Consider the following 23,331-nt stretch of genomic DNA (forward strand, 5'->3'; position numbering starts at 1 on the left):
TTGGATCCTCCTTTTTAGAAATTTTTCCTGGCCAGCCGGACAAGCTCGATAACCACCCCGTCCAGCCTTTCCTTCTGCCTTCCGTCAAACTTATCCAGCCACCGCGCTGGTATAGCGTCGTACCCGTACATCACCCCGGCCAGGCCGCCGGTGACCGCCCCTACGGTGTCGGCGTCCCCGCCGAGGTTCACCGCTCTGACCACCGCTCCCTCGAAGCTCTCCGCGTTTGCCGCGCACCACAGGGCGCACGCCAGGGTGTCCACCGTGTACCCGGTGGGCTTCAAGCGCTCCTCCGGCCAGCCGGCCACGTCCCCGAGCCTCCCGGCGAGCCTGGAAGCCGTGTCTTCCATCTCCCCCCGGGGGACGACGTCTTGCATCACGTCAAGCGCCAAGCCGTATGCCTCCGCGAAGGGCATGCCCGACCAGAGTTCCCGCGCCGTGAGACAGTAGATGAAGCACGTCAGCCCCGCTTCCGGGTCCCAGTGGGTCATCCGGGCCACTTCCATGCACCGCACGTAGAGATCCGCCGCGTCCGGGTAGGCGAACGCCAGCGGCAGCGTCCGCATGAGCGCCCCGTTGCCGGCCGTCCGACCTCCCCGTTCGTGTACTTCCTCAGCGGCCAGATGCCAATCCTTCAACCGGTCATAAGCGTGAAAAGATGCCCTGATGGTGGCCCCGATGTCCGGGGGGTCGGCGGCCCGCCAGCGGAGAAAACCTTCCCCGATGTGCGGGACGGGGTTCTCCGGATCCTTGATTACCCCCTCGGCCACGGCCAGGGCCATCTCCGTGTCGTCCGTCCACTCTCCGGGCCGGAGGTTCAGCCAGCCGCCGCCCACGACCTCCCGGAGCACACCGTAGCGGGCGCGGATTTGCTCCCTGTCCATGAACTCCAGCGTCGCGCCCAGGGCATCTCCCACGGCCAGGCCGTAGATACCGCCCCGGACCCTGTCGGCCAGGTTGGTCATCTCGCCGCACCCGCCTTATCCGGCGCCGTCTCGGGCGCCTTGAACAGCTCGGCCAGCGCCTTCTCCACTTCCGCGGCGATCTGCCCCTCGGTGAGCTTCTCCAGCGCGTCCAGAGGTATGCACCCCTGGATCTGGATGCCGACGAACACCTTCGGTTCCGCGCACTGTTTCTTGCACTTGTTCCCGTAGCATTTCTCCGCGTGCACGAAGGTCTTGAGCCGCGGTGTCATGGGGGAAAGTATCTGGTCAGTCAGGTAGAGAATTTCGTCCCGCTCAGCTTTGGTTATATAGCACTTGGGCACCCTAGACCCACTCCTTTCTGGCATAAGAAATCCAAACCATCCTTATGGATATCCCGCTCCTTCCGCCTTCCGGCGGCTTTCCCGCGGTTGCCCCGCTTTTCCCGTTCTCTTGCGGCCCGCCTCGAAAGCGCCGTTCCGGCTTCCTCCGGGGTGATCAGCCCTTTCCCAATGAGCCAGTCCACCGGAACACCCACCGAAAAGTCCCCCGGAGCGATCAGCCGGCTGCCGTACCAGTGCCAGTCGCTCCCCGCGGTCTGCATAACTAACCTTCCGTTCCACTCCGATTTTTCGCCCAGCCAGTACGCCGGGTCAAAGTTGCCGTTCATCCGGTTCCTTACTTCCACGCCGTCAACGCCGGCGTTCAAACAGCGGAAGAAAATTTCCGGGCCGTATTCCCCGTTCCTCGCCGGGTGGGCAAGGACCGCCACGCCGCCCCGGACGTGGACCTCCTCCACCGCCTCCCACGGGGCAAGAGTGTTCGGGGGCAGGTCCTCCTTGAGGTTGTAGGCCAGGACGTGCACCCGCCAGCCCCGGAAATTGGTGGTAACCTCGACGCCGGGGACCACCAGTATGGGGAGCCCGGCCTCCCTGGCCACCCGTTTCGCGAACCACCCCGAAGCGACACAGTCGTGGTCGGTGACCGCTATGACGTCTATACCCCGGGAGGACGCCGCGGCCAGGAACTCCGCGATGTCCTCCGCATCCCGCAACGTCGGCACGCGGGGCGACGTGAAGCTGCAGTAGTACCGGTCCGCCAGCGGGTGGGTGTGGAAGTCGACGCTCAAAACCCGGTTCTTTTGCTTTTTGGTTTTAGCTTTCACCAAATTTATGCGGCGCCGGAAGCCCCGGCGTTTACGCCTGGGGAGGAGGCGCCGCCACTACCTCCCTTCTCTACCCGAATTTTTTCGTACTGCCACCCGTCGGCACGTTGCAGGAGTTTTATGTGCCTGTATGATATACCCTGGCATATCCGTTTTCCCGAGCCGTCTTTGATGTCGAAGTACCCGCTGGCGCGTACGGCCACCCGGCCTACCCAACGACCGGCGTACTTACCCTCGGGTACTTCAGCCATCACCAGGTCGCCGGTCGTAAAACCGAAATACATTTTCTGTCTGGTCCGGTGACTCACTGGGAAACCGTACTTGTCGGTATTGCACATTTTCCGGGTCCCCCGCCCGAGGGCCGTCCAAACCTGGACGTACTCCTGGTTGATTGCGAGATTCTCGGGTGTGCTCTCGCCCACGCAGCAGGCGTCGTAATAATGGGTCTTGGGCAGACCCATCTTAAGACGATTGTATTTGGTGCGCGCCCCGGTGCCGCATTCTACCGACAGGCCAGTTTTCTTGAGCCGGTCGTACAGCACCCACCGGGTAGCGTTTACCAGTGCTGCGTCCCGCAGCGGCTCCTTGAGCTTCCTCAATATTTTGGGTAGATTTTCCGCCCGAACCTGATCAAGTTTCCGCTTGGATTGCTTTAATTTCTCCAGCCATTCTTCCGGCTGAAGGTTACCTTTTGCCTTATTACATTCCTCACAGGCCAGCGTTAAATTACTGATGCGGTCGGTACCTCTCGGCCCGCGTTTCGGGTTCCGGGGTACGACGTGTTCCACCTCCAGAGGCACGCCTTCTTTGCCGCAGTAGGCGCATTTCCGCCCCCACTTCTCCAGCAGGTACTCCCGGACTTCGTAGCCAAAAAGTTCTCCCTGCTGGTATTCCACGCCAGATATATCCGGGTTCTGCATCAGCTGCGTGTCGAATTTGACGTGCTCAGTGGAGATGGCCGTTATGGGCAACCATCTGGTCAACTTATCGACCACGCTTAATGTTTGGTTTACCCGGGCCTCTAACGACGGTACCAGCCGTCCCTCCCGGTGACCGTTGTCGACAAAGTTCTTTGCCTTCTCGCACGGCCGGCAGTACCGGCTGCCGTGCTGCGCATTTTTACCGCAGACTGCGCATTTCTCCGGGTGCCGGTTGTTGAACCGCGGCTCGCGGTACCGTGTTTTCCGGTTCCGCCGGCTGTGGCGCTGGTTCCTCCGGACGTCCAGTCCGTCCTTGATACTTGGTTTGTGGTGGATCTCCCCCAGCAAGATAACCTCAGATCTGTTAGGAGTATCTTCCCGGAGAACAGCGAATCCGGTGGTCCTGCTCCCCGGATCAAGTTTCAACCGCAGCGGCTGGAACCTGCTTTCTTCCGCTGTCCGGTCTTTAAGCCGGATGGTAAACGGGGACATCCTGTGGACTACCGCCCTGCCGCGCTCCAGCAACAACCTGGCTCGCTTCTCCGTGCAGGGCATTAACGGTTTCTTGTGTTTATCCAGTACAAATACCATGAAAACCTTCCCCTTTCGGAGACCCCTTACGGGGCTCGTGACGCGCCCGGGCCGGACCAGCCCGGGCGTCTCTCCTGGCCAATGTTAAGGAGGTTTTTTGCGTGCGGCACACTGCTCGCTGACACCCCCGCTCGCTGTTTAATGCCGCACCACAGGGCATGGGACTGGAGAAGCATCCCAGGGTGTGTTGGCCCCCTTAACGTAGCGTGGTTCAACCGCCTGGTCCGCAGGCTCCCACACTGAGGCGGGTCATAGCGCTGCTCCAGAGAGCAGCTTTCCACCCAAAGTGGAGACCTGACGGGAGTTGCCTCCGGCCAAGCCCCCGCCTTTAGGCGTGGGGTCTATGACCTCTTCCGTACCTTCTTTCTCTTTCCTCGAACCCGACGGGTTTGCCCCCGCGCCGCAAATAAGCGATGTAGTTCCGGAAAATCTCGGAAACAGTAGTATCCATCTCGACAGCCAGATAGCGCAGGAACCGCCACTCTTCCTCCGTCAACCGCACCTGCACTGCTTTGACCTTCCCTGACATTAGTACCGCGACCTCCAAACCTCGTATCTTGCTTTCATTATATCATGATTGCACTACATTGTCAAGGGCTGGCAAGCGTAGATTTTGCTGGAACAGTTCAACGTTTTTTCTGAATAGTGCGGGCGCTTCCCCGTAAGCATACTCGCCTCTACGCGCCCCGAAAAGTCTCCCGTGCTGGGCGCGCATCTGGAGGTCGCGGCTCACGAAAACCACGCGGGGGACCGCCTTCCGGGCAGCGGCGACCCTCTCCGGCCGGGACAGCCCGTTCAGAAACAGGGTCACCCTGTCACCGAGCCTCGCGCCCATATACTCCAGCCCGGCAAGCAGGAACGCCCAGTCCTTCTCCGTCCGGTAGGTCTGGGCGTTGACAGCAACCGCAGGGATATTCAGTTTCTCCACGCAGTCGCACCACCGTTCCAGGTCTCTTTCCGTCCACCAGTAGACGTTGGGCGCGGTCGGCACTCCCAGGGAGGCCAGCCGTACGGCCGCCAGGAGGCTCCGCCGCATGTTGATAAGATGCTCGAAGCGGGGGTGTTCGCCGTAGACGCTGTAGTTCGGCCCCAGGACCAGGGCGAACCCCGCCCCCGCCACCTGGTCCCACAACCGGCAGCGGAACTGTTCCGTCCAGAGCCGCTCGATCAGCTCGTCGGGGCCGAACATGTGCAACACCACCTTTTTTTCCGGGGGCAGGCCCAGTACCCCGGCAGCCCGGCGGCCCCGCCACCTCGGGCGTAGGCCCGCGCCTTTCTTCGAAAAGACCCGGGAGGCGCCGACGGCGTACGCCGGGTAATTCGCCGCGGCGTCGTATTCCGCCGTGCGGTAGCCGTCCACTTCCGGGATCACGGGAGGAAGGTCTCCCGGTACCGGGGGCCAGTCTAACGCGCGGGGGAAGGAGAGGTCCAGGGTACCCCCCACGTCCCTGATCCATGCCTCCACGTCCTCCCGGCGTCGGCACCGCACCGGGCAGGAAAAGCACGGCCTGGCGCACCCGGCGTGGTTGCATTCCGGGTGGCAACCGCCGCAGAGGTTGTAGAACCGGCAGTCGTCGCAGTTGCAGGAGGACTTCAGCGAAGCCATTTCCTCGTCTCCTTCCCCGGGGAAACGCCCAGCGCCGCCAGCACTTCGTCCCAGGCGGGTGCGGGCCGCCTCCCGCCTCCGGCCATGGCCAGCCTGGCCCGGTGCAGCCCGGCTGCAACCTCGTAAGGACTGAGCCCGGACCGCTTCAAGTTCTCCTCCAGCTGGAACGCCGCTCTCACTTCGCCGGGCAGGGGCGGATACACCAGGCAGCGCACCTCCCGGAAGTGCGGGTTGTCCGGCCAGAGTTCCCGGCCCAGCATAATAGCCCGGTGGCGCCGCTCCCCGGCTATGATGACATACCTCTTTCCGGGTCCCCTGTTCTCCTCCACCACCAGGGGCTCTATGAGCCCCACCCGGGCGATGCTGGCCGCGAGATCGAGTAACCCTTCCCGCGGGAAATTGCGCCGCGGCTGACGCGGGTCCGCCTGGATTTCGTCCGGCGAAACCAGGCGGAACTCGGGGCGGAGGTCCTCGGTGCCGGGCAGGGGGAGGACGTCACCAACCGTCTTCGAATGAGACAAAGATGTCTCCGGCCCCGGAGGCGTAGCAGGTATCCCGAAATCCAGGGAAAGCTGGATTGCTTCGCCAGGCATTATTTCCTCACCGGCAGTACAATTGCCCGGTAACTGTCCTCCCCCTGTCCGGACGGCGCGATCAGCGCGTAGGGGTTTGTCCCGGTATCCCGACAGAACTTGAACAAAACACTTTCCGACTTTAATGCTTCCAGTATGTCAAGGAGGTATTTGATATTGAAGCTGTCGCGGAGTTCCCCTCCTTCGCCAACGACAGCCGGGATTTTCTCGAAAACGCCGCCCCTGTCGGAACCGCCGGACACGGTCAGCGTGTTGCCGGAGAAGTGGAGGTGAACTGTGGGAGCCTTAGTTTTGTCACACTCCGCGAACACTCCGGCGCGCCGGAGCGCTGACTCGAAACCGCGCCTGTCGGGGACCTCCGCGGCGAAAGAATGCGGCACGTCGAAAAAACGCGCCGTGTCCGGCGGGAAAACACCGGCGACTAATCGAAACCACACCCTCACGCTGCCAGCTCGCACCTCGGCCCCCGACTGGTCGAAAAAGACTTCCGCTTCCCCGTCTCCCTCCAGGGCCCCCAGCACGCCGATTAGGTCATTAACCGCCCCCTTCGGCAGCAGGACGCCCTTCCGCTCTTCCCCGAACCGCCGGACTTCCAGCGGAAGGGTCACCAGCCGGTAGGTGTCCGTGGCGGTGAACCTTACCCCCGGACCCTCGAGGTCGACGCAGACTGCCGAGAACGCGGGCCGGGTCGGGTCGTCCGAAGCGGCGAAAACCACCCGCTTCAGGGCGTCCTTCAAGTCCCCGGCGCCGGTGGAAAACCCGGCGAGCCGGGCGTTCTCCGGCCGTTGGGGGAACTGGTCCGCCGGGAAGCCGCTGATTTGCGCTGAGTTCCCGGCGTAGCGCACTACCGCGCCGTTCCCGTCCTTCTCGAACTCGATTTCCCCATCGGGAAGAAGCCGCAAAAGTTCGGCCAGCTCTTTCGCGGGGAGCACGGCTTCGAAGTCACCGCCCCGGCAGGGTACCGCGACCTCGATCTCCCTGTCCAGGTCCGTCGCGGCGACCGTCAGGGTTTCCCCGCCGGAAGCCAGCCGGACGCATGAAAGCACCGGGAGCGGGGAACGTACCGAAACCGCTTTCCGGGCTAACTGGACCGCTCCGGACAGGCAGGCGCGGTCAACGCAGATGACATCAGGCATTTTTAAAGGTCACCCCTTTTATTTCTTGAATGCCAGCGGCCTGATACCGACACGCGAACGGAATCGCCGTCGAGGTCGACTTCGTCCACTTCCACCAGGGCGGCGCCGCCGTTCTTGCGCGTGAACGCCTGGGCCAGGCCAAGGGCCAGGAGAAGCCGGGCGAGCGCGGCCTCGCCCGTAGCCCGCACCTCCACGCCGTGCCCCTCGGCCAGCGCCTTGGCTATGGAGCCGGCAACCTTTTCCGGGTCGGACGCGGAGGCCACGCGCGTGTGGAAGACCAGCGGCGGGCGGGCTTCATCCGATTGATTTTTGCGCTGCGCGCCGCCGTTGCTTGGCGCTGGCGGCGCCATGAAATAGGGCCTGAACCTCACCGGTTCACGGCCCTTGAGTTTGACACGCGGCACTGTCTTTCCACTCCTTTCTTTTTGGAATCCTGGCGTGCATAGAACGCACCTTGAGCTGGTGTTCGCCGGGCCGGAAGACTACGACCGCCGAGGGGAACGGGGCACCGCTGGATGCGCCGCCGAATTTTAACCGGCCTTCAACGAACCTGATCTCCGCGGCCCGCATCACGTAGTCGTGCCACCAGCGGGTGTCCGTGCGTGAAGGAAGCAGACAGACCACCACCGCACCCTTCTGCGCTTCCTCGAAAGCCTTCCGCACCCACTTCCCGATCTCCCGGCCGTAGGGTGGGTTCATCCAGCAGATTTCACCGGCCCAGGACTGCCGTAGGCCGTCCTGCTCGGGAGAGAAAAACCGTGGACACTTCGCGTTTTCCGGACGGGCACAGACGTCCAGAGTGAAATGGAATTCGGAATCCAACACGGCAAAAAATGAAGCTGGGGTTTCCCACTCCCCGGTTTGTGAAGAAAACATGCTTTTGTTAAACATCCCATTATTTCCCCTGGTTCCGATGTCGGAAATCCGCTAACCTACAATACAAAACTCAAGTAATCCCAAAATTTCACTTCCACCAACCCTGACTCCCCGGCACGCACCGACGCCGGACCGGTCCTGTCCTTCCACGCCGCCCAGCGCCTCTCTAGCTCCGGAAACGGTAAAATGAAAAACCGCTCCAGTTCCCAGAAGCCTATCAGAACAAAAGAAAACGCCCCGGTGAGGGCGCAGTCTCTTAAATATTCATACTGGTGCGGTTCGAGCTTCGATAGAGGCCATCGGTCACCCCTGGACACCTCCTTTGCGTCGAAGGCCAAGGGGAGCGGCCCGGAAGACAGGAGAACGTGGCCCAGAAAATCTACAGAGGCCTTCTCCTCCACCTTGGCGCTGACTATTTTCCCTCCCGGCCCCCGGATGGGAACCCAGGCCGTGGGGACCTTGTGAATGACGGCCAGCTTCCGGGAGCGGTACCGGTCGTTGGCTAGCTTTATCAGGTCTTCCAACGCCTGTCCGCGGTTGGCTTGATAAACAGCACGCATCTTTATCCCTACCTCGGAAAAGAGTTTTTTCGTGCGTCAGCGTACAGGCATTACGAAGTTAATTGAACCGTTACCGCCGGCAACTGAAACAGTACAGCGCCCGCCCGCTCAAGGGTACAAAAACGCTCCCGCACCTAGGGCACCTTTTCGGCTTGTAGTGCTTGTTGACCGACACCGCGCTCAACCGGCAGCTCCTGCCGTAACTGACCATTGTGACCACCTCTCTCATCATCCATTTATCTTATAGACCTTTGACTCCCCGCCCGCTATATCCACCCGGTACACGGCTTCCGCCGCCTCGGACAGCCTCGGGTCGTGCGTCACCACCACGAACTGCCGTCCGGTCTCCCGCGCCACGGCCTTGAGGAGCTCCCCTAGGGCGCGGCTGTAGCCCTCCGAGAGGTGCTTGCCCGGCTCGTCCAGGAGAACGGGAGCCTGCGGGGGAGACGTAGCAACGGCTACCAGCACCCGCAGGGCCAGGGAGACCACGTCCACGACCCCGCCTCCCCGGGCGTCCAGGACCGGCGTTCTGATGTGAGCACCGCCGTAATCGGAAATTATCGAAAACTCGACTTCCGGGCGGCCGCGCCGGTCCACGATCTCCGCGGCAAACTCGACACCCGGCCCGAACACGGCCCGGAGGGCGTCCGTGACCACCCGTTCCACTTTCTGCCGCGCCCTCTCGCGGGCCGCCTCAGAAGCGGCGCGGAACACGTCCGCCACCTTTTCCAACCGGGCAGTCTCCCGCTCCACTTCGGACAGGCGGGAGGCCTTGTGCCGCCTCATCTCGGACAGTTGCTCGAAGCGGCCGCGGCGCCTTTCGTACTCCGCGCGGACGAGCGCCGCTCTCTCAGTCAGGGACGCCAGCACGGGCAACCAGCTCCTCGAACGGCCTCAGCAGTTCTTCGACCCGCTGAATCTTCTCCGCGATCTCGCGCTCCAGCCGGGCGATCTCTTCCTCGACCCTGTCCGGCTCCACGCCCATCGCCCGGATCTGGGCCTCCACTTCGGCCAGCCGCTTCTCGGCCATCTCCTTCCGGGCGACCGCCGCGGCGCGGGCGGCTTTCGCTTCTTCGACGCGCTTTTTCAGCTGGGCGATCCTATACTCTTCCCGGTCAGCTGACAAGCTGTTCAACGATTTCACGGACATCCTCCCCCTCGATTTTATTAAGACACACCGGGCACCGGCCTAGTTCCTTCAGCAAGCTCCCCAGTTCTTCCGCCCTCCGCTCCAAAACCGCCCGGGTTTCGGTTTCCCGTTCGGCGGCCGCGGCGACCTCGGACTCCGTCCGCCGGTACTCGCCCAGCGCACAGGCCAATGCGTCACGCTTACCGACCAGCGATAACAGGGCGTCTACAAGGTCCCCGGCCTCACCGACCGCTTCCCCCGCCCCGGCGACCCGGGCGGACTCTTTGAAAAGGTTTCCCGCTTTCTGCAGCCGGCACTGCAAATCCGCCAGTATCACAAACCATTTCCGGTCATTCTCAACCTGCACCAGGAGGCTTTCAGCTTCACCGACGCCTTCCGTCTTCCCCAGAATCCCGGTAGACGCCGCCGCCTGCCCGGCCGCTTCCTTCATCCCGGCGGCCGCCAGCATAAGACGTGCCTTCCTTTCCTGGAGAGCCGCAACCTCAGCCAGGGCAGAACCCGCGGCTTCCGCGCCCGCCGCGGCCCCGGCGATTTCCCCGAAAACGCGGACCTCGCGGCGAAGCCGGGCCGCGTCATCTATCGCGGCCTTCAGCGCCGCCAGTTCCCGGACATGGGTACCGGCAATTTCAAGAATAGCCCCGGCCTCCAGACACCCCCGGGCGGCATCCAGTGTTTCCCCCGCGCGCTTCAGCTCACCCCGCAGGGAGAGGATTTCGCCGCGGAGCCGGGACAGGGCGCTCCGCACTGCCGCATCCGCGTCCGCCTCCGCGAGGAGGGCCGCCGCCGCGTCCAGTCCCGCCGCGGCCACGAGCACCTTTTTTGCCTCCACCAGGGAGGCTTTCGCCCCGGCCAGGTCCGAAAAAAGCCGTTCCAGCACGGTTTTCCTTCCGGAAGCGGCCCCGGCTTCCTCAAGCAGGCGGTCCGCTTCCCCCAGGGCTTCCTCCCACCGCGGCAGGTCGGCGTACTTTTCCAGCTCCCCGTCCAGGGAGGCGATTTCGTCCTCCAGCGCCCGGGCTTCCCTCCGGAGCCTCGCGGTGTCCGCCAGCGTGTCCTTCAGCGCGGCGTCGAACACGTCGGCCCGGGAGAGCAACCCCAGGAGCGCCGCGCCCACGGAGCCGGGCTCGCCAAGGAGGAACGGAGGGTCGAGCTGGCCGGCCACGTTGGGCGCGAAGGACGCCCCGCCCGCATCGATTCGCCGGACGCCGGTGACGTTTGCGACTTCATCAGGTACAGAAGCACCGAATCCTTCGTAAACGTCCTCCGGCCCGCCCGCCCGCGTGACGGTGTAAACGTTGCGCCCCCCGTCCTTCCGGCGCTCAACCCCGGTGCCGTCGGAATACCGAACGGCTACCCGGCACCCGGACGCACCCTGGCGGACGAAACCCGAACCCCGCGGCTCATTCAGGAAAAGCCACCTCAGGGCGCGGATTACCGCCGACTTGCCGGCGTCGGACTCGCCGACCAGTACGGTGACGCCGGGTGAGAGCTTTATTTCAGTGTGCCGGTGGGACTGGAAGTTTTCGATGGTCAGTTTATCGATGAACATTGTCTTTCACCACTCTTCGTTGAGACCCGCATCCGCACCTGGAACCTCCGCCAGACCTCCGCTTCCACTTCCGGCCCCGCGCCCGTCCGGGCCAGGACCTCCCCCAGCACTTCCTCCGGCTCCATGACCGCGAACCGCTCCCCCCGGAACGATTCCAGGCCCGCAAGGAACGCCGCGCGGCTCTCCTCCCTGGCCCGCGCCGCGTCCAGGTGGGCGCGGCTCAGCACCTCTTCGCCTGGCCTCGCGCACTCCAGCGGCACGTACCGGTGCGAAATGCCGCTCCCGGTACATTCGAGCACCAGCACTTGAGGCGTCCTCGCGATCTCGTCCGGGTGGGCGGAGAGTCTCACCAGCGCGCCGGGGTTCAGCGCCACCCTGCCATTCAGCCAAACCTCCCAGGGCATGTGATAGTGTCCGACCAGGGTGACGTCCGCTTTCGTGGCTTCCAGAACGTCCTCCGCGGGCGTCGCCGCCGGGAGGAAGGGGGCCGAAGAGATGACGGAACGGGGCAGCAGCATACCGTGCGCCACGTGAATAGCGAAATCGCAGTCCCGTTTCTCCACGGCGTAGTCCAGGGCCGGGTCACGGCGGTCGATCCCCGCGTGGTAGCCCCGGCCGGTAAGCTGGAGCCTGACCCCTCCGCCCTCCAGGTACATCGGCTCCCGGTCCAGCAAACGGACCAGGCCCATCCTGGCCAGGAAGCCCAGGAGGGTGCGGGGGAGGGTGGACGGGTTGTGGCCGTAAACGTCGTGGTTCCCCGGCACCACGAAGAGCGGTGCGCGGCCCCCCCGCAGTATTTCCAGGTATTCCCCCACCTGGCCCAGACCGGGTTCCGGAAGGTCGAACAAGTCCCCTCCGTGGAGGACAGCGGAAACGCTTAATTCGTTAGCCAGCCGGACCACTTCCGCCAGTTTGGCCCTGACGGCGGCCGCGAAGTCGTCCGTGCGGGCCGCTGGCGCGGTGCCCCGGAGGTGAGTGTCGGTGAAATACAGCAGCCGCATTTTTACCGCCCCCTATTCAGCGCCCAGGAATATGTCCGCTTCCGTTTCCCCGGTTTCTTCACCCCACTGACTGCGCGGGGCGAGCAACGTCCCGTTCCAGTTATAATCCCGCCCGCACCGTTCACAAGTATTGGTGAAACCGTCACAGATGACGGTATTGCCGCAGTCGCACCGCACTTCCACATAGCCCGGGATTCGCCTTTCGATGTACCTGACAGGGTCCGGCACTTCCATCGTTCCGCAAATGGAGCACTTCTCCGGAGTAGTCCTCTTCCAGTTGCCGGCCCCGCAGTTGGGGCATATAACCCCGCCGCCGATCTGTTCAACAACGTATTCCGCCGGCACCCTCCTGATCACTTTTGGCATTGAACCCACCTCTTCACGGAAAAAATTTTAGAACACCGTAGACTTATGCCGCCTCCCGCACGTCCGCGCACCCGGCCAGCTCCAGCACCAGGTTCAAACCGCGGTTCCACCCGGCGTACCGGCCGCCGGTGACCCGACCCTCCGCCACCCGGACCGCCGTTCCCTCTCTGTCCAGGACCGCCGAAAAAAGCGCTGCGGCCCCGCGCGGGAGGTACCCGATTTTGTACCGGCCTTTCCCGGCCACCTCCGCGTACACTGCCACGGCGTTCGGGTCGAACCCGTTCGGCTCGCGTGCCAGTCGGAACCGCACAGCGCCGGCAGGGTACTTCACCAGCCTTGCCAGCGCCTCCTGGCGCCGACCGAAGGTAACGCCCGCGACCCTGGTGGCAAACCTTTTTTGTTTGATCATCCTCCAGGCCCGACGTAGTGCGTCCGGGCGGGGAACCCCAAGCCTGCAGAGCCTATTTGCGAGGGTGAAGACGAGAGAACGGTCGAGCATCTGCGAGCAGCCCCCTTTTTAGATAACCTTAACTAAAAGTTTAGATTTCTAAACCTATTGTAGACGAAAATAAACCTCCCGTCAAGAGGTTTTTAAAACTTTTTGTTTTCAATTCTAAACCTTTCGGTTATAATATCTTACAAAAGGTTTTGAGAAAGAGGGAGAAACCGTGTTCACGTACAAGCCTTTGCTCAAAACGCTTATCGACAAGGACCTGAAACTTCAGGACCTCCGGGAAAAGCTCCGCATTTCGGGGGCCACCCTGGCTAAAATAAGCAAGGGCGAATACGTTTCGATGGAGACGCTCGACAAAATCTGCGGCTTCCTGGACTGCGAGATCCAGGACGTGATCCAGCATGTCAAGAAGCGGGAACGGAATTGATCTCAAGGTGAAAAACACCAAACCCGACCGCACTTCACTTATCGGCCCACGAAGTCCCGACTACGGGTTCCGCTTCTATCGGAACCTCGTCGCCCATAAGGTCGTACCAGGCAGCCTCCATGTCGGCCTTCACCAGCCCGGCCACCTCTTCCGCGAGGTCCCCGGGACATTCGAGAATTATCTCGTCGTGGACGGAATTGACAATCTCCACGTTTTCCCACCCGCGGGAGAACAGGCTCCTGTAAATGTAAAACATAGCCGTTTTTAAAACGTCGGCTCCCGTCCCCTGGTCGGGGGTGTTGTACGCTTGAGTGATCGGAAAGTCTTTTCCCTCCGGCCACTTCCGCTTGCGGCCGGAAACCGTCCGTACAAACCGGTTCGCTTGGGCGAAGGCCTTTTGTCTCCTGTGCCAGGCCGCCACGCCTGGATACGCGCGGAAAAAAGCCTCGCGGAGAGAGGCGGCCTCCTCCTCGGACATATCGACTCCGTAACTGGTTTTTGCATACTGCTGGAAGGTTTTGGCGCTCATTCCATATATCATGCCAAAATTACAGGCTTTGGCCCGCTGCCGCATTTCCTTTGTGACTTCTTCCGGCGAAACCCCGGCGGTCATCGCCGCCGTCATGGTGTGCAGGTCCAGCCCTTTGCGGTAGGCCTCCACCATTTTCGCGTCCTTCGACAACCATGCCATTATCCGCAGTTCGATCTGCCCGTAGTCGCAAACGACGAACTTCCTGCCTTCCGGAGCCGCGAAGACTTCCCGGAACCTCTTCTCTCTAGGCGGTTGCTGGAGGTTGGGCGAACGACACGAAAACCTCCCCACCCCGTTTTTGTTGATCTGCACGAACTCGGCATGTATCCGTCCCGTCACCGGGTGCACCGCCTCCAGGTACGGCCTCAAAAAGGCCGCCAAACGCTTCTCGCACTTCCGGTACTCCAGCAAGGCCCTGACCGCCGGGTGGTCGGGGTACATTAAACGCAAGGTGTCGTCCATCGTGTTCGGTACGTCCACACCCAGCGCCTTCAATACGGGAAGCAACTGCAACGGACTGTTCGGGTTTATTTCCCGCACCCCGAAAATTCCCTGCTCCAGCGCCGGGGCAAGTTCCTGCATCAGCTTCGCCCGGACTTCCCCGGCCCGCGCGTCTTCCTCTTCCATCAGTTTCCGGCAGAGATCCCTGTTGAAAGGTATACCGGCATATTCCAGTTCCGACGTAGGGAGGACGACATCGAATTCTATTTTCGCGGCGCGGTTCAACCCTTCTGCAGTCAGCGCCTTCATTTCCGCCGCGGCTAAAGGCAGAAGTACCGCCGCATCCCTGGCCGCGTACGCGATCTGGGACTCGCTCAGCTCTCCGGAAGACCAGTCCGAAAGCCGCTCTTCTTTGTCCAGGGAAATGCCTAAAAACCTCCGGCAGCACGCCGCCAGAGAATGGCTCCCGACGTCCAACCCGCAGGCCAGCAGCTGACTGGCCAGCATGGTATCGAACAACCGGGCCGGCGGTAGCCGCCGGCCGAGGTGTTTTCTGAAAAACTTCAGGTCGAATTTGGCGTTGTGGAGAACTTTCAAGATGTTGTGGTCATTCCAAAATTCCCAGAACGGGGTAAAGTCTTTTACCCGGTACATGTCCGCGACGAACGACTTAACACTGCCTTCCGCCGCCGGCACGGCCATCTGTACGAAGCGGATTTCCCCGATGTATGGGTCGAGTCCACCCTTTTTGCCCGGGCCCGCCGTTTCGGTGTCCAGCCCGCAAACGCCCGCCGCCGCGACCTCGGCCAGCGCGGAGCGGAGCTCCTCGACCGAGGCGATCAGGACAATTTCGGGGTTCAGTGCCGCTTCCGGATGTATTGAAAATACGGCAGCCCCGCGGGAACGTTCATTCCCGGTCGAACCGGCGGTAACTGCCCTGCCGGTATTTTCCTGACCGTTTTTCGTACGAACCACGCCTTTGACCTCCCGGTATGCACGGATAATTTCCATGAGGACGTCTTTCCAGGCCGTACAGGCCGCCTCGAATTCTCCCACCAGGGAGGGGTCTTCGACGACCTTTTCAAAGGCTTCGTGGACACGGGTTTCTTCTACGGCAAGCTTCTCCGTCAGGTCGGGCCGGTTCTCCCTGGCCCACGCGAAAGGACGCCCGCCGTCGGATGAACATTCCTTCTTCACCAAATCCAGAATTCCTTCCACCCGCGACATGGCCCAGGAGGATAGCGTTGCAGCGTAAGTTGTTTCAAGCATTGAAGATCCCCTTTCCCTTCTTGCAACCGGGACTCAAAACGACGCCGCCGTCTTTTTTAACCGTACGATTCTTCGCGAAGCCTCTATCTTTGTCAGGCCCGGTTCCCACAACCCGGCGCGTTTTAAGGCGTACACCTGCTTTTCCGTAGGCGGCGCCAGCAGTTCTTCCAGCCGCCATTTCGTGATCAGGTCGGAAGCCTCCCCCCTCGTGGCGGGAGGGACAAAGTCACGCAAGCCGCGGCGTGCCGCCATCCGCTCCAGGAAACTCACCTGCGCTTCGCTCGGAGGCCTGTTCCGCCACTCCCGGTCTTCCCGGAGGAGGTTGGAGTCCCCCACGACAGCCGCGTAGTTCTCGGCCGCCCCGAAAACGTACCCGCGGTCGGGTCCTTCGGAAAGCACCTGTACCCCGGCCATCCCCTCCACGTTGAAGTCCTTCGCCAGGGCCTGCCATGTGTCGCCTTTCTTCCGCACCAGAACCGCCACGTTCCGGTCTGAAGCGTACAGGGCGAAAAGGTCTTCCCGCATTTTCAGCCAGCCGAAGCCGGTGATCAACCCGACGACTTTTTCCGTCCCGGCGTACAGCGTCATCTGGCGGGATTTCAGCCCGCTTTCTTCGGAGGCCCTTTCGGAGGTTTCGGGAGCCGCGCCTGGTTCTTTCCCTTCCAGCGAGGCTACCGTGACCAGTTTGTGCTTGAGGCTGTTTCCCACCACATCCAGCACGAGGCAGTCCGCCTTTCCGGCCCAGGGGGCGGGGCGGAGGCCCCTACCGACCGCCTGCTGGTAGAGAGCACGGGATTTCGTAGGCCGGGCCATGAGGATGCACTCGATGTCGGGACAATCGAAACCCTCAGTCAATACCATGCAATTAGCGAGGACCCGAATTTCCCCGTCCGAAAACTGCCTGAGCAATTCCCGCCTCTCGTGTTCCGGAGTATCCCCGGAAACGAAAGCCGCCGCCACGCCCATACCCCGCAGTGCTTCGGCAAGTTCCCCCGCCATCCGCACGGAAGGCGCGAAAGCGACGGTCTTGCGGTTTTCACCCTTCTCGACCCAGGCCCTCGCTATCGCCTCGACGACCGCCGGGGATTCCATTACTCGCGCAAGAGAGGAATCCGAAAAGTCCCCGGTTTCAGAGTTCACGGCGGCCCCGTCCAGGTCGAACCCCACGTTTACCAGGACGCCCCTGACCGGGACGAGGTAGCCAGATTCGATCATGAACCCGATTGTCAGCGCGTGGATCACCTCGTCGAAAACGTGCTTGAGACCGATTTTATCCAGCCGATCCGGGGTGGCCGTGACGCCCAGGTGCATGCGGCCGCCGGTGTCCTGGCCGGGGAGGAGGGAGAGGGTTTCGTAGATGCGGCGGTAAGTTCTCCCTCCCGCAGCGTGGTGGGCTTCGTCAGTAACCGTCAACTCCGGCATCCCATGCCGAAGATACGCTTCCAACCTGGCTGTTTGATAAAGAGATTGCACCGATGCCACGGTAATTTTCGAAGCCACGTCGTTCTGTTCCGCCTTAACCACACCTACCAGCGGGGCCGCGCCCGGCCACACGGTGAGGAGCTTGTCCCGGGCCTGCTGGATTAACTCGTCCCTGTGGGCGAGAACCAGGGCGCGGGAAGCGGGGTTGGATTCGAAAAGGGACTTGATAACGCTCGAAAACAGACACGTTTTCCCAGCTCCGCAAGGCCATACAACCAACGGACGGTAAACGCCGCGTTCTTTCGCGGCGTCTATCTTTTCGAGGCATTCTTTCTGGTAAGGGCGGAGTTCAAACATTTATTTGTCCCCCGTTTCTGGTTGCGAACTTTCTTAGGCTGGTATATACTTTGTATAAACACCTCTTCGAAAGGGGTAGGGCAGGCACATGCAAAGCCAGATCGCAAAGTGGGGAAACAGCTTAGGCATCTGTATTCCGAAATCAATTATCGAAAAAGTCGGCTTCACTGAAGGAACACCCGTTATATTGGAGATAGTGGATGACACTATCGTCATCCGTAAGAAAAAATATGACCTGAATACGCTTCTCTCTCAGGTCACATCCGAAAACCTTCATACTGAGATAGACACCGGTCATTCGGTAGGGCGGGAAGCATGGTAAGCGACAAAAAGCCGTATATTCCGAAACGCGGCGACATAGTATGGTTGCAATTCAATCCACAAGCCGGCCACGAACAAGCGGGAAGGCGGCCGGCATTGGTCGTCTCCCCCCGTGTTTACAATGAAAAGGTCGGCTTGGCCCTCTTTTGCCCGATAACCACAAAAATAAAAGGGTATCCTTTTGAAGTTGAACTGCCGGAAAAATTAAAGGTCTCCGGGGCCGTCCTGGCGGATCAAATTAAAAGCCTGGACTGGCGGGCGAGGCGGGCTGAATTCGCCTGCAGAGCCCCGGCGGAGGTTCTCGCAGAAACTCTCGCCAAAATCCGTACATTAATCGAGTGACCGGACGGTGCTATCCCCGCCCCTTACTGCTTTCACCGCTTCTTCCCAAAATTCGCTCGGCTTCCCGAAATGGGAAACGTACAGGTATTCTTTCGCCCGGCTGAGACCGACGAAAAAGAGCCTTCGCTCTTCCTCCTCGTCGTCCGAGCGGTGGTGCGGTAACTTTCCCTGCGTTACCCCGACCACGAACACGGCCCGGAACTCCAGCCCTTTAGCCCGGTGAAGGGTCATCAGCCGCACGGCGTCCAGGTCCGCCCCGTTTTCGTTCTTCGAAAGGACGGCTTTCCGGACGTTTTCGGCGTGAGCCAGAAATTCCCCGACGTTGTCGAACCGGGAAGCGGCACGCTTCAATTCCTCCAGGTGTTCCAGCCGGTCGCTGTCGGCGTCCTCAGTTAAGCCTTCCTCGCGCCTCAGGTAATCCTCGTATCCGGTTTCACCGATAACGGCCCGGATCAGCGCGGCCGGGGGAAGCTTCCGGCGGCGGAGGCCTTCAATGAGTTCAAAAAATTCTCTTGCCGCTTTCTGCTGTTTGCGGTTACCGAACCCGACTTCAGGGACGGCGCGGTAGAGGGAAATTTTACGGTTTGATGCGTGAAGCCTCGCCGCGTCGAGGAATTTCCGCCCCAGGTAGCGGGTTGGGACGTTGATCACCCTCTCCACAGCCTCATCACCCGCTGCGGAATCCGGGTCATGGACGAGTTGCAGGTAGGCCAGTATGTCCCGGACCTCCTTGCGGTCCCAGAAGCCGCACGAGCCGTACACCACGCAGGGAATGCCTTTCGCGACCAGTTCTTCCTCGAAAGGCCGCGCCTGAACGTTGGTGCGGTAGAGTACGGCGATCTCGCCAAGAGGGATACCGTCGGCCTTAAGTTTTTCGATCTCCGAAACGGCCTCTTCCGCCTCGGCAATTTCGTCTTTCGCCCGCACGAAGACCACGTCCGGCCCCGCGCCGTTGACTGGCCTTACCGCAGGCTTGTCCGCCCTGCGGAACCTGTTCTTTTCGATGACCGCGTTGACCAGCGAAACGATGTTCGCCGTGGAACGGTAATTCACGTCCAGAGCGAAGACTTCCGCTGACGGGTAGGTCTTCTCGAAGTCTAAAGTGTATTCGGGATGTGCCCCACGAAACTTGTAGACTGACTGGTCTTCATCACCCACGACAAACAGGTTCCCGTCCGGCGGGGGCACGAGGAGCTTCAGGATTTCGAATTGCGCCCGGTTGGTGTCCTGGTACTCGTCCACCATGACGAAACGGAGGCGGTTGCGCCAGTAGCGAAGTAAATTTTCTTCCTCCGAAAACGCCCTGTAGGCCATGAGGAGCATGTCGTCGAAATCCACCAGGTTTTCTGCGGCTTTCAATTCCTCGTACTTACGGTATACGCGGGCCAGGGCCAATTCGGTTTCTGACTTCTCCTTCTCCCTCCGGAGATTTTCGGAGTAATCTTCCCACGTCACCAGTTCGTTTTTCAGCAAGCCCACTTTTCGCATGACCTCGGCCAGGTCCAGCAAATCGGACAGGCCCGTTGCGGCCAGGGCTTCCCTGAAAAGCTTCTTCTTTTTGTATCCCTCCACCACGTCGAGCCGCGGGTTCAGATCCCGCAGCACCGAATAGCAGAAGCTGTGGAAGGTGCCGACGAAAGCGATATTCGCTGCGTCTCCGACCAGGGCGTGAAGGCGCTCTTTCATCTCCTCCGCGGCCTTTTTCGTGAAGGTTACGAGAAGAAGGTTTTCCGGAGCGCATTTACCCTCGTTCAAAAGCCGGGCAGCACGGTAAGTCAAAACACGGGTCTTCCCGGAACCCGGCCCGGCGAGCACCAGGCACGGCCCTTCGCCGTGGAGGGCGGCGGCCCGCTGGGTCTCGTTCAAATTTTCGAGAAGCATGGTTTTCGAAGACCTCCTTAACCAATCGCTTCCATCCATATATTCCGAATATTCTGACGCCTTAATGGGGACGGGGGAGAAATACCTTTTTCGTATACACGAAAAACCGTAATATACCATATAAAGAAAGAATTACCTTATATATAGGGGTATATAAGAGGTTTTTTCACTTTTACGTTTTCGTCTTTTAATATGCCCTCTAAGCCTTGAGCCGCAAGGGCTGAAGGCATTTTTCCACGGGAGGTTTTTTCACCTTTTTTCACCGAAAACCGGTGAAAAAACCTGTGGGCTTCCGCCTTAGAAAATCAAGGCTTTGCGGGTTCAGGGGGGAGGTTTTTTCACCGGCTTTAAAATTGTCTTCAGCCCTTGAGCCGCAAGGCTTTCAGCCCTTTTTTCAGGAGGTTTTTTCACCGAAAAATTTTTTAGTTCGGTCTTTACCATATATTTAAATTACGTTTTTGGTGAATAAACCTCTTCCGAGAGCCGTTCAGCCCTAGAAAATCAAGGCTTTCAGCGATTTTTCCCGCCGGTGAAAAAAGGTGAAAAAACCTACCCCCGATCCCCGGAAGTCTTGATTTTCAAAGGTTTGCGGGATCGGTTTTTTCACTTGTTTTTGGTGAAAAAAGGTGAAAAAACCTCTCCCACGAGATCGCCCTCAGCCCTTGAGCCGCAAGGCTTCCAGGGCTTTTTCGCGAAAAAATGAGAACGTGTCTCAATTAAAGAAGCCTGATGTTTTGTTTTGTCCTGCCGCCTTTTGTCCCCCTGGAATAGGATGTTTTTTCGATTACAATTTCTTTCCTGGCTACGAGAGTTGCCAAAATATCGTCCAGTTTCTTCACCGGCAGTTTCGTCCTCCTCAAGAGAACCGATTTCGAACAACTACCCCCCTCTCTCTGCAGCGCGTCCATGACGATCCGCCTTTCTGCCATGAACTCGCTGGTCGAAAGCCAGTTCTCCGCAACAAACGCCGTTGCTTTCCAGAAATATCTCGCTAGCCCTATGGCCTGCTCCACCGCCTCTCTTGAAATCTTTATTTCTGTGCACACCGGGTCGAAGAAGAACTCCCCGCCCGTCCCTATTTCCCCTTCCTCGGCCATCTTCGCCACTTCCATGATAAGGGCAAGTTTTTTCGTAATAGTGTCCAGGCGGGCCAGGAGCTCCGCTTCGAGCAAGTTCCCGTTCTCCTGCCGGAATTTCCGCAGTTCCCTGGCAAACTTCAGATAGACTTCCCTTGCTTCGTCGCTGAAGCTCGTTCCGGCAGGCCCTGCCATCGCGACCCTTTTCAGCTTTTCGACAAGTGCTTGTGTGACTTCCTCCGGCACCGGCGGCTGGAAATCTTCGGGTTCCTTCTCCCGCGGCCCGGCCGGAACCAGGCAGCACCGCTGGAAGAAACCGCTGTACTTGATCTGATCCGTGGCCGCCGCCGTCAGCGTCTGCGGCGTCGTCACAAGGAACCAGTTCACGAACACGTTTTCGATCCGGTACGGCGCACGCTTCCCGCCCTGGCGCCGCTCGAACCCCGTCCGGCGCGGGCAGTCATAAAGTTTGAGCATCTGGCCCAGAGTGCCGGAGAGGTAATCCTTTTTCTGCAGTGCTTCCAGGTGGAGGGCCGCTTCATCCGTGAACACCATCCCCACCGTGTACCGGCACACTGCAGTGATCAGCGCCAGTTTGTGGCTCAGTGCTTCCGGGGAGAAGTCGTCATCCCATATAGGCTCTTTCATCGCCAACCTGCCGTTCGGCTTTTCATCATCCTTGATACCCGTGTCTACCTGTTCGTACTCCCCTCTTTCGGGGAACATGTGCGCGGCCACCGTCTCGTCTTTTACGATTTCTTCCCACAGTTCCCTGCACAGGTGCTGTAGGGTCGACTTGCGCGTGTCGGAACTGGGGCCGATGACGAACACCCACAGGTTTGGGTACGTCCGCCGGCGGCCTTCCTGGAGCCACACCCGCCTCCCGATGAGCAGGGACAGGAGGCAGAGCGCGGCCGCCATCCGGATTTCAAGGTTGGCGTCGGTACTCAGGGCGAAATAATCCGTAATTTCCTTCAACAGCCCCCTTACCGGCGGTTTCGCCAGGAAAGCCGGGGTGTCGTCGTCGACAATTTTGATGTCCTCTTCGGGGTCCGGGGTTTCCCCGGCTTTTTCCGGGTTCAGCACGCGCAGTAGTTCCCTCAGCGTTTCCGGCGGCAGCCGCTCGGCCAGGTAGGACACCCCGGCGACTTCTTCTCCGTCGGCCAGTTTCCGGTAAGTGTTCCGGACGGCGGTCACCCTGTCATCAGGTTCTTCGTCTTTCGCTTCGTGGGCAATTTTTTGCATCAGGGCTTCCGCAGTCCGCCGGGCGAAACCCCTTTTGGCCAGAAGCCCCGCCAGCCCCAGAGCCAGGTGGTGCCTGTGCGGAGGCTTCCAGTGCGGGGCCAGGAGGTTAACCAGGGAGGCGGTTGTTTCCAGTGAAAGCGCCGCTTCTCCTGCTTTCCCCGGCATGCCGGAGTCAAAACCTTTTCTCCTGTTTTCGAGTTTTTCCAGGAGTTTACCGAGGGCGGTTTTCGCCGCTTCCACCGTGACCCTGTTTTTCAGGGCGGCAGAAGCGAACTCTTCCGCGGTCATTACGTTGCCCTCGTCATCCATAACGACCCGCCTGCCTCCGGCCGCGTCGGGGCCGAAGTACGGCAGGTTCACGCAGTTGCCCACCTGCCCGGGAGAAAGTTTTTCCTGTTTCGGGAAGACTTCCACGAGGGTTCCTTTCCCAACACCCGGAGGGATGCCCGCGCAGTTGAGCGCGGCGGACACCAGCGCCCGCGCCAGGGAAGCGGGGATCTCACCGGCGAAGAAAACCCAGACGTGGTGCCCTTTACTTTTAGAACGTTCCAGCCACGAAGTTATTCCCACCTCGGACAGCGCATTTCGCAAGAGTTTCGCCCGGTCAAGCGTGCTTTCAGGGTCGTCTTTATTGTCAAAGTCAGCGCACGCCCAACGGCATGTGCCGTCGTCCGTTACCGGGTAGACGGCCAGGTTTTCCCGCCCTTCCAGGTGGGCCATCAGGTGGGTGACAGACCAGTCTCCCCTGACGCACTCAATTTTTCCATCAGGTGCAAGCACCCCGCGGGCGTCTTCGCGCCCCTTGAAGAGGTTGTCGAAATTGACGGCCAGGACTGCTAACTCTTTTGAAGGCTTTGAAGGCATAGTGCACGCACCTTCCTCTCCAAGAAAAAATCCCGGCCGTTTTTGCGGTGGTTGTGTCAATCAAAAAGTTACCCACCACGGTAATCAAAAAGGGAACCACCCCTGGACATAAAAATCCTCTTGAACTAATACTGTCTTCTGCTAAATATAGTAATTTTTTTAAGGAGCGAATTCACCTCCCATGGTGATTATGTTCGTTAAACCGCCGGCCAGGAACTGGATTTATTCCAGTTCTCGTCCGGGAACCCACGCGAAAGTCGGCTAATT

General features: G+C 60.4%; 24 protein-coding genes. 3 read left to right on the plus strand and 21 right to left on the minus strand.

Features of this window, described 5'->3' with window-relative positions; translation table 11 throughout:
- Window positions 1–14 precede the first annotated feature (14 nt).
- From BUA65_RS12800 to BUA65_RS12880, 17 genes are all read right to left on the minus strand, one after another.
- Complete coding sequence (locus BUA65_RS12800) at window positions 15–965, minus strand: ADP-ribosylglycohydrolase family protein (RefSeq protein WP_072870212.1); 951 nt, start codon at window positions 963–965, stop codon at window positions 15–17.
- On the minus strand, window positions 962–1,267 hold the full coding sequence (locus tag BUA65_RS12805; protein ID WP_072870214.1) for a hypothetical protein: 306 nt from the start codon (window positions 1,265–1,267) through the stop codon (window positions 962–964). Before BUA65_RS12805 ends, BUA65_RS12800 begins: the two co-directional genes overlap by 4 nt.
- Window positions 1,249–2,091 (minus strand): PHP domain-containing protein, encoded by an 843-nt coding sequence (locus BUA65_RS12810; protein ID WP_072870215.1) that lies wholly within the window; start codon window positions 2,089–2,091, stop codon window positions 1,249–1,251. The genes BUA65_RS12805 and BUA65_RS12810 overlap by 19 nt, the downstream gene beginning before the upstream one ends.
- Before the next feature lie 2 nt (window positions 2,092–2,093).
- On the minus strand, window positions 2,094–3,599 hold the full coding sequence (iscB, locus tag BUA65_RS12815; RefSeq protein ID WP_072870217.1) for an RNA-guided endonuclease IscB: 1,506 nt from the start codon (window positions 3,597–3,599) through the stop codon (window positions 2,094–2,096).
- A 328-nt stretch (window positions 3,600–3,927) separates the two neighbouring features.
- Window positions 3,928–4,128 carry a hypothetical protein gene (locus BUA65_RS12820; RefSeq protein WP_072870219.1) on the minus strand — a complete coding sequence of 67 codons (201 nt, stop codon included), beginning with the start codon at window positions 4,126–4,128 and terminating at the stop codon, window positions 3,928–3,930.
- A gap of 42 nt (window positions 4,129–4,170) precedes the next feature.
- Window positions 4,171–5,205, minus strand: coding sequence for a DUF4417 domain-containing protein (locus BUA65_RS12825; protein WP_072870220.1), 1,035 nt, complete (start codon window positions 5,203–5,205; stop codon window positions 4,171–4,173).
- Window positions 5,193–5,798, minus strand: a complete 606-nt coding sequence (locus tag BUA65_RS12830; protein ID WP_072870221.1) for a ParB/RepB/Spo0J family partition protein — start codon at window positions 5,796–5,798, stop codon at window positions 5,193–5,195. The genes BUA65_RS12825 and BUA65_RS12830 overlap by 13 nt, the downstream gene beginning before the upstream one ends.
- Window positions 5,798–6,934, minus strand: a complete 1,137-nt coding sequence (dnaN, locus tag BUA65_RS12835) for a DNA polymerase III subunit beta (RefSeq protein ID WP_072870223.1) — start codon at window positions 6,932–6,934, stop codon at window positions 5,798–5,800. Before dnaN ends, BUA65_RS12830 begins: the two co-directional genes overlap by 1 nt.
- Window positions 6,935–6,936: 2 nt before the next feature.
- Window positions 6,937–7,338, minus strand: coding sequence for a stage V sporulation protein S (locus BUA65_RS12840; RefSeq protein ID WP_072870224.1), 402 nt, complete (start codon window positions 7,336–7,338; stop codon window positions 6,937–6,939).
- Window positions 7,310–7,825 (minus strand): DNA N-6-adenine-methyltransferase, encoded by a 516-nt coding sequence (locus BUA65_RS12845; protein ID WP_084062399.1) that lies wholly within the window; start codon window positions 7,823–7,825, stop codon window positions 7,310–7,312. The genes BUA65_RS12840 and BUA65_RS12845 overlap by 29 nt, the downstream gene beginning before the upstream one ends.
- 41 nt (window positions 7,826–7,866) lie before the next feature.
- On the minus strand, window positions 7,867–8,370 hold the full coding sequence (locus tag BUA65_RS12850; protein ID WP_072870226.1) for a Holliday junction resolvase RecU: 504 nt from the start codon (window positions 8,368–8,370) through the stop codon (window positions 7,867–7,869).
- A gap of 228 nt (window positions 8,371–8,598) precedes the next feature.
- Window positions 8,599–9,156, minus strand: coding sequence for an AAA family ATPase (locus BUA65_RS12855; RefSeq protein WP_131821507.1), 558 nt, complete (start codon window positions 9,154–9,156; stop codon window positions 8,599–8,601).
- A gap of 64 nt (window positions 9,157–9,220) precedes the next feature.
- Complete coding sequence (locus BUA65_RS12860) at window positions 9,221–9,514, minus strand: hypothetical protein (protein ID WP_131821508.1); 294 nt, start codon at window positions 9,512–9,514, stop codon at window positions 9,221–9,223.
- Window positions 9,486–11,066 carry an ATP-binding protein gene (locus BUA65_RS12865; RefSeq protein ID WP_072870231.1) on the minus strand — a complete coding sequence of 527 codons (1,581 nt, stop codon included), beginning with the start codon at window positions 11,064–11,066 and terminating at the stop codon, window positions 9,486–9,488. Before BUA65_RS12865 ends, BUA65_RS12860 begins: the two co-directional genes overlap by 29 nt.
- Window positions 11,048–12,067: a metallophosphoesterase family protein gene (locus BUA65_RS12870; RefSeq protein ID WP_072870233.1), complete on the minus strand. Its 1,020-nt coding sequence runs from the start codon at window positions 12,065–12,067 to the stop codon at window positions 11,048–11,050. Before BUA65_RS12870 ends, BUA65_RS12865 begins: the two co-directional genes overlap by 19 nt.
- 12 nt (window positions 12,068–12,079) lie before the next feature.
- Window positions 12,080–12,433, minus strand: a complete 354-nt coding sequence (locus BUA65_RS12875) for a hypothetical protein (RefSeq protein WP_072870235.1) — start codon at window positions 12,431–12,433, stop codon at window positions 12,080–12,082.
- A 43-nt stretch (window positions 12,434–12,476) separates the two neighbouring features.
- Window positions 12,477–12,932 carry an HIRAN domain-containing protein gene (locus BUA65_RS12880; RefSeq protein ID WP_131821509.1) on the minus strand — a complete coding sequence of 152 codons (456 nt, stop codon included), beginning with the start codon at window positions 12,930–12,932 and terminating at the stop codon, window positions 12,477–12,479.
- Between the two features lie 169 nt (window positions 12,933–13,101).
- Between BUA65_RS12880 and BUA65_RS12885 the strand changes: the two genes are divergently transcribed.
- Window positions 13,102–13,314 carry a helix-turn-helix domain-containing protein gene (locus BUA65_RS12885; RefSeq protein ID WP_072870239.1) on the plus strand — a complete coding sequence of 71 codons (213 nt, stop codon included), beginning with the start codon at window positions 13,102–13,104 and terminating at the stop codon, window positions 13,312–13,314.
- 34 nt (window positions 13,315–13,348) lie between these two features.
- Here the strand turns inward: BUA65_RS12885 and BUA65_RS12890 are convergent, their stop codons facing one another.
- Both BUA65_RS12890 and BUA65_RS12895 read right to left on the minus strand, forming a co-directional pair.
- On the minus strand, window positions 13,349–15,556 hold the full coding sequence (locus tag BUA65_RS12890; RefSeq protein ID WP_084062405.1) for a DNA polymerase: 2,208 nt from the start codon (window positions 15,554–15,556) through the stop codon (window positions 13,349–13,351).
- Window positions 15,557–15,589: 33 nt separating this feature from the next.
- Window positions 15,590–17,335: a DEAD/DEAH box helicase gene (locus BUA65_RS12895; protein ID WP_072870241.1), complete on the minus strand. Its 1,746-nt coding sequence runs from the start codon at window positions 17,333–17,335 to the stop codon at window positions 15,590–15,592.
- An 88-nt stretch (window positions 17,336–17,423) separates the two neighbouring features.
- On the opposite strand from BUA65_RS12895, the gene BUA65_RS12900 reads away from it, so the two are divergent.
- Complete coding sequence (locus BUA65_RS12900) at window positions 17,424–17,657, plus strand: AbrB/MazE/SpoVT family DNA-binding domain-containing protein (RefSeq protein ID WP_072870242.1); 234 nt, start codon at window positions 17,424–17,426, stop codon at window positions 17,655–17,657.
- A complete protein-coding gene (gene mazF / locus BUA65_RS12905) occupies window positions 17,651–17,998 on the plus strand; it encodes an endoribonuclease MazF (protein ID WP_072870244.1) in 348 nt (115 codons plus the stop codon). Before BUA65_RS12900 ends, mazF begins: the two co-directional genes overlap by 7 nt.
- On the opposite strand, the gene BUA65_RS12910 is transcribed toward mazF, so the two are convergent.
- Window positions 17,987–19,879 carry an ATP-dependent helicase gene (locus BUA65_RS12910; protein WP_072870246.1) on the minus strand — a complete coding sequence of 631 codons (1,893 nt, stop codon included), beginning with the start codon at window positions 19,877–19,879 and terminating at the stop codon, window positions 17,987–17,989. The two genes, mazF and BUA65_RS12910, sit on opposite strands and share 12 nt — an antisense overlap.
- A gap of 716 nt (window positions 19,880–20,595) precedes the next feature.
- Complete coding sequence (locus tag BUA65_RS12915) at window positions 20,596–23,064, minus strand: TOTE conflict system archaeo-eukaryotic primase domain-containing protein (protein WP_072870248.1); 2,469 nt, start codon at window positions 23,062–23,064, stop codon at window positions 20,596–20,598.
- Window positions 23,065–23,331 lie beyond the last annotated feature (267 nt).

The sequence above is a fragment of the Desulfofundulus thermosubterraneus DSM 16057 genome (assembly GCF_900142025.1).
GTDB classification, from domain to species: Bacteria; Bacillota; Desulfotomaculia; order Desulfotomaculales; family Desulfovirgulaceae; genus Desulfofundulus; species Desulfofundulus thermosubterraneus.